Below are 3,867 nucleotides of genomic sequence, written 5' to 3'. Positions count from 1 at the left end.
TTGATTCAGTGGTGTGTGGGCGCGCCTGCTTTTTTGTTTTAAAAGACATAAAACCCACTCCGGCCCCCCTCCGGGGGGGGGGGGGGGGGGCCCCCGCCGGGGGGGGGTCTGGGGGTTGCACCCCCAGAAACACGGCGAGCGAGGCATGTCGACGCTTTCCGTCGACACACCTCGCCCACTCGCGAGCGGTGGCGGTGGGATTTGAACCCACGGACGGGGTTAACCGTCACACGATTTCGAGTCGTGCTCCTTCGGCCGCTCGGACACGCCACCGCGGAGAACAATACCGGACGGCGTTCGCGTGCTGTGCGGGGCCCGGCCGAGACGGCTCAGGTGTCGGGGCGGCGGTCCGCGAAGAAGCCCTCGAGCAGGCCCGCGCACTCGGGTTCGAGCACGCCGCCGTACACCTCGAGGCGGTGGTTGAGGCGCCGGTCACGCACGACGTCCCACAGGGAGCAGACGGCCCCGGTCTTGGGTTCCCACGCGCCGAACACCAGCCGGGACACCCGGGCCAGGACGAGGGCGCCGGCGCACATCGTGCAGGGTTCGACGGTGACGGCGAGGGTGCAGCCTTCGAGGCGCCAGCCGTCGCCGAATCGTTTGGCCGCGGCACGCAGCGCGAGGACCTCGGCGTGTGCGGTGGGGTCGCCCAGCTCGACGCGGGCGTTGCGGGCGGCGGCCAGCGGGGCGCCGTCCGGGGCGAACACGACCGCGCCGATCGGCACGTCCGCCCCCGGGCCGCGCGCTGCTTCGAGCGCGGCCTGTACGGCTTCGGTGTCGGTCGGGCGTCTCAGAGCTCGTCCAGCAGTCTCGCGAACTCGTCGGCGAACCCGCAGCGCTGCGCGATCATCTGCAATTGCTCGTCAGGGTAGAGATCCACCTCACCGACGATGACCTCGAGTTCGACTCCTGGCAACCCGAGATCGGCGAGAATCTCCAGATCCCCCTCCGGCCAGACGGCGTCGTCGTCCTCGTCGGGGGGATCGACCCGCAGGACGTCGAGGACGTCCGCGGCGATGTCGTAGTCGAGCGCGGCGGCGGCGTCGGACAGCAGTAGCGACGGCCCCCTCGGGCTCGGCCGGACGATCACGAAGAACTCGTCGTCGACCGCGAGCAGCCCGAACGCCGCCCCGGTCGACCGGAGTTTGCCCAGCTCGGTGATCGCCGCGTCGAGTTCCGCCAGCGCCCCCTGGTCGAGGGCACTGCAGCGCCATCGACCGTCCTCCCTCACCACCGCCACGGCAAAGCCCGTGACCGGCTCTTGCACCGCCATGGCCACACCGTATTCCGCCCGTCCCCTCGGCGCACGCACGGTGCGGCCGAAGCGCCGTTGGTGCCACTATCGAGCCATGACAGGACCCACTGACCTGCCCACTTTGCCCGGTGGATCGTTCGCCGGTTTGATCGACGAGGCACGCGCGATCCAGCAGGAAACCGTCGAACTTCGCCGGACGGTGCACCGCCACCCCGAGGTGGGGCTGCGGCTGCCGCGCACGCAGTCGGCGATCAAGGACGCGCTGGCCGGGCTGCCGCTGGAGATCACCGAAGGCAGGTCGACGTCGTCGCTGACGGCGGTGCTGCGCGGAGCCAAGCCCGGCCCGGCGGTGCTGCTGCGGGGCGACATGGACGCGTTGCCGCTGCACGAGGACACCGGGCTCGACTTCGCGTCCGAAGTCGAGGACGTGATGCACGCGTGCGGACACGACACCCACGTCGCGATGCTCGCGTCGGCGGCGAAGCTGCTGTCGCGCCGGGTCGAGCGGCTCGCCGGGTCGGTCGTGTTCATGTTCCAGCCCGGCGAGGAGGGCGAGCACGGCGCGCGGCACATGATCCACGAGGGCGTGCTCGACGCGGCAGGCGAGCGGGTCGGGAAGGCGTTCGGCCTGCACATCGCCGGGCGGGCGCGCAGCGGTGTCATCCAGGTCAAGCCGGGGCCGGTCATGGCCTCGGCCGACAAGTTCGACGTCCTGGTCACCGGGAAGGGCGGGCACGGATCGGAGCCCGACAGCGCGCTGGACCCGGTCCCGGCCGCCGCGGCGATGGTCGGTGCGCTGCAGACGATGGTCACCCGGCGGGTGAGCGTGTTCGAACCGGCGGTGGTCACCGTCGGCCGGATCACCGCGGGCACGACGTCGAACATCATCCCGGAGACCGCCGAGTTGGAGGGCACGATCCGGACGTTGTCCGAGCGCACCCGCGCGTTCGTGCGCGAGGAGCTGCCGAAGGTGTGCGAGGCGGTCGGTGCCGCGCACGGCTGCCGGGTGTCGGTGGACATCACGCCGGGCTACCCGGTCAGCGTGAACGACGAGGACGTGGCCGCCGACGTGGCGAACATCGCCACCGAGCTGCTCGGACCGTCCAATGTGGAGATCCTGAGCGCACCGGTGATGAAGGCGGAAGACTTCTCCTACGTGCTGCAGCGCGTCCCCGGCGCGTTCGCCTTCCTCGGCGGGTGTCCACAGGGGACGGACCCGGCGGAGGCCGAGGACAACCACTCCAGCCGGGTGCACTTCGACGAGGACGCGATGGTGCACGGGGTCGCGCTGCACACCGCGTTCGCCTTGGCGGCATTGAAGGGCTCGTAAGCGTTCCGTACAGCTGCGGGCCGGAACACAGTGAGCAGTCGGCCATCCCGGTGACGATGGTGGTCCAGACCTTGACAGCGCTTCCAGTGGTCTAGTCCACTGGAGTGGCCAGGGGTACTCAGGAGGCCCTGATGCGCCAAAAGGTCTACGCCACCGTCGTCGTACTGATCGCCGCGCTGTGCGGGTTCGCCGCGCCCGCCGCGGCCACACCCGCCAAGCTGCCCACGCACGCACTCGTCGGATACCTGCACGCGAGCTTCGCCAACGGGTCGGGCTACACGCGCATCGCCGATGTCCCGGCCGACTGGACCATCATCGACCTCGCCTTCGCCGAGCCGACGTCGGTCACCTCGGGGCAGCTGCGCTTCAACCGCTGCCCGGCCTCGGAATGTGCCAACGTCGAGTCCGATGTGGACTTCGCGGCCGGGATCAAAGCGCAGCAGGCCAAGGGAAAGAAGGTGCTGATCTCGGTCGGCGGCCAGAACGGGCAGGTCCAGCTGACCTCGACGGCCGCGCGCGACGCCTTCGTCGCGTCGGCGAGTGCCATCATCGACAAATGGGGCCTCGATGGCATCGACATCGACTTCGAGGGGCATTCACTGTCGCTGAACTCGGGCGACACCGACTTCAAGAACCCGAAGACGCCGTCGATCGTGAACCTCATCTCGGCACTGAAGACGTTGAAAGCCCGCTACGGCGAGAACTTCGTGCTCACGATGGCCCCGGAGACGTTCTTCGTCCAGCTGGGCTACCAGTTCTACGGCCCGGGTAGCGGCTCGGATCCCCGCGCCGGAGCGTACCTACCGGTGATCCACGCGCTGCGGGACTCGCTGACACTGCTGCACGTCCAGGACTACAACTCCGGGCCGATCATGGGCCTGGACGACCAGTGGCACTTCATCGGCAACGCGGACTTCCACACGTCGATGACCGACATGCTGCTCACCGGCTTCCCGGTGGCCCGTAACAAGGCCAACGTGTTCCCGGCGCTGCGGCCGGACCAGGTCGCGATCGGCCTGCCGGCGGCATCGTATGCGGGCAACGGCTACACGGCGCCCGCCGAGGTCCGTTCGTCGCTCGACTGCCTGACGAAGGGCTCGGGCTGCGGCGCATACAAGCCGCACGGCGTCTTCCCGGCGCTGCGCGGGCTGATGACCTGGTCGATCAACTGGGACAGGTTCAACGGCTGGGAGTTCGCGAAGAACTTCACCGGCTACTTCGGCTGAGCCTGGCCTCCCGCGGTCCGTGGGGGCCTCCTTGAGGGACCCAGAGTCACTCGGGC

At 69.4% G+C, this 3,867-nt stretch carries 4 protein-coding genes and 1 tRNA gene; 2 read left to right on the top strand and 3 right to left on the bottom strand.

Translation table 11 applies throughout. The features are described 5' to 3' along the window. Window positions 1-186 precede the first annotated feature (186 nt). The 3 genes from ACFWX1_RS27575 to ACFWX1_RS27565 all read right to left on the bottom strand — a co-directional run bounded on the left by ACFWX1_RS27575 (window position 187) and on the right by ACFWX1_RS27565 (window position 1,273). Window positions 187-273 (bottom strand) — tRNA-Ser (locus ACFWX1_RS27575). Between the two features lie 56 nt (window positions 274-329). Next, window positions 330-794, bottom strand: coding sequence for a nucleoside deaminase (locus ACFWX1_RS27570; RefSeq protein WP_378392174.1), 465 nt, complete (start codon window positions 792-794; stop codon window positions 330-332). Continuing rightward, window positions 791-1,273: a tRNA adenosine deaminase-associated protein gene (locus ACFWX1_RS27565; RefSeq protein WP_378326933.1), complete on the bottom strand. Its 483-nt coding sequence runs from the start codon at window positions 1,271-1,273 to the stop codon at window positions 791-793. The genes ACFWX1_RS27570 and ACFWX1_RS27565 overlap by 4 nt, the downstream gene beginning before the upstream one ends. A 76-nt stretch (window positions 1,274-1,349) precedes the next feature. Between ACFWX1_RS27565 and ACFWX1_RS27560 the strand changes: the two genes are divergently transcribed. Both ACFWX1_RS27560 and ACFWX1_RS27555 read left to right on the top strand, forming a co-directional pair. After that, complete coding sequence (locus tag ACFWX1_RS27560) at window positions 1,350-2,585, top strand: M20 family metallopeptidase (protein ID WP_378392070.1); 1,236 nt, start codon at window positions 1,350-1,352, stop codon at window positions 2,583-2,585. Between the two features lie 131 nt (window positions 2,586-2,716). Continuing rightward, window positions 2,717-3,811, top strand: a complete 1,095-nt coding sequence (locus ACFWX1_RS27555; protein WP_378392068.1) for a chitinase — start codon at window positions 2,717-2,719, stop codon at window positions 3,809-3,811. Window positions 3,812-3,867: the final 56 nt, after the last annotated feature.

The sequence above is a fragment of the Amycolatopsis sp. NPDC059021 genome, from assembly GCF_042739895.1.
Lineage (GTDB): Bacteria > Actinomycetota > Actinomycetes > Mycobacteriales > Pseudonocardiaceae > Amycolatopsis.
This window is presented reverse-complemented; position numbering and strand designations above follow the sequence as displayed.

Coding starts and splice junctions, on each gene's coding strand:
- ACFWX1_RS27565 (WP_378326933.1), bottom strand. CDS start 1,273: ATGGCGGTGCAAGAGCCGGTCACGGGCTTTGCCGTGGCGGTGGTGAGG.
- ACFWX1_RS27560 (WP_378392070.1), top strand. CDS start 1,350: ATGACAGGACCCACTGACCTGCCCACTTTGCCCGGTGGATCGTTCGCC.
- ACFWX1_RS27555 (WP_378392068.1), top strand. CDS start 2,717: ATGCGCCAAAAGGTCTACGCCACCGTCGTCGTACTGATCGCCGCGCTG.